Below are 1,596 nucleotides of genomic sequence, written 5' to 3'. Positions count from 1 at the left end.
CCATGAACAGCAGCGGGATGAACACCGCCACCAGCGACAGGCTGATCGACAGCACGGTGAAGCCCACCTCGCGCGCGCCGGCCAGCGCCGCCTGCAGCCGGCCCATGCCGTTCTCGATGTGGCGCTGCGTGTTCTCCAGCACCACGATGGCATCGTCCACCACGAAGCCGGTGGCCACCGTCAGCGCCATCAGCGACAGGTTGTTGAGCGAGAAGCCCAAGAGGTGCATCACGCCGAAGGTGCCCAGCAGCGACACCACCGTCGCCACCGCCGGGATGATGGTGGCGCGCGCGCGGCGCAGGAACACGCCGACCACGAACACCACCAGCGCCACCGAGATCATCAGCGTGACCTCGACCTCGCGCAGCGAGGCGCGGATGGAGTTGGTGCGGTCGGAGGCGACCTGCACCTCGATGTCCTGCGGCAGTTGCGCGCGCAGCTCGGGCAGCAGCTCGCGCACGCCGTCCACCGTCTCGATGATGTTGGCGCCCGGCTCCTGCGTGACCAGCACGATCACCGCCGGCCGGCCGTTGAACAGGCCGACCGTGCGCGTGTTCTCCACGCTGTCGGTCACGCTGGCCACGTCCGACAGCTTGACCGGCGCGTTGTTGCGCCAGGCGATCACCAGGTCGCGGTAGTCGGCCGCGCGCAGGCCCGGCGCCGGCGTGTAGACCTGCAGCCGGCGGCCGTGGCCCTCGATCGTGCCCTTGGGCCGGTTGGCGTTGTTGGCCTGGATCGCGGCGCGCACGTCCTCGGTGCTGATGCCCATGCGGTTGAGCGAATAGGGCTCCAGCTCCACCCGCACCGCCGGCAGCGAGCCGCCGCCGATCTCCACGTCGCCCACGCCCTCCACCTGCGACAGGCGCTGGCTCACGATGTTCGACACGGCGTCGTAGATCTGGCCCGGCGTGCGGGTCTTCGACGTCAGCGCCAGGATGATCACCGGCGCCGCCGTCGGGTTGGCCTTGCGGTAGGTCGGGTTGCTGCGCAGCGTGCTGGGCAGGTCGGCGCGGGCGGCGTTGATGGCGGCCTGCACCTCGCGCGCGGCGGCGTCGATGTCGCGGTCCAGGTCGAACTGCAGCGTCACGCGCGTGGAGCCGTTGGAGCTGTTCGACGTCATCTCGTTGACGCCGGGGATGATGCCCAGCCGCCGCTCCAGCGGCGTGGCGACGCTGGAGGCCATGGTCGATGGGCTGGCGCCAGAGAGGCTCGCCGACACCGAGATCACCGGGAAGTCCACCTGCGGCAGCGGCGACACCGGCAGCACGAAGAAGGCCATGATGCCGGCCAGCGCGACGCCGATCGTCAGCAGCACGGTGGCGATCGGCCGCTGGACGAAGATGCGCGAGAGGTTCACGCGCCCGCTCCTCCGATGCCCTGCGCCTCGGCTTCCTCGCGGCGGCGCGCCAGGCGGCGGCCGATGCGGTCGAAGGCCAGGTAGATCACCGGCGTGGTGAAGAGCGTGAGCACCTGCGACACGACCAGCCCACCGAAGATCGCGAGGCCCAGCGGCCGGCGCAGCTCGGCGCCCTCACCCCAGCCGAACATCAGCGGCACGGCGGCGAACAGGGCCGCCAGCGTGGTCATCAGGATCGG

The 1,596-nt window shown here is 70.8% G+C and carries 2 protein-coding genes; both read right to left on the bottom strand.

Features of this window, described 5'->3' with window-relative positions:
• A partial coding sequence (locus tag ACIY1X_RS26330; protein ID WP_399686592.1) for an efflux RND transporter permease subunit occupies positions 1-1,357 on the bottom strand: 1,357 nt, incomplete at its 3' end.
• A partial coding sequence (locus ACIY1X_RS26325) for an efflux RND transporter permease subunit (protein WP_399686590.1) occupies positions 1,354-1,596 on the bottom strand: 243 nt, incomplete at its 5' end. The genes ACIY1X_RS26330 and ACIY1X_RS26325, both read right to left, overlap by 4 nt.

This window comes from Xenophilus sp. (genome assembly GCF_044462705.1).
Taxonomy (GTDB): Bacteria; Pseudomonadota; Gammaproteobacteria; order Burkholderiales; family Burkholderiaceae_C; genus Xenophilus; species Xenophilus azovorans.
Note: the sequence above shows the minus strand (reverse complement) of the source record. Positions and strands in the feature narration are given on the sequence as shown.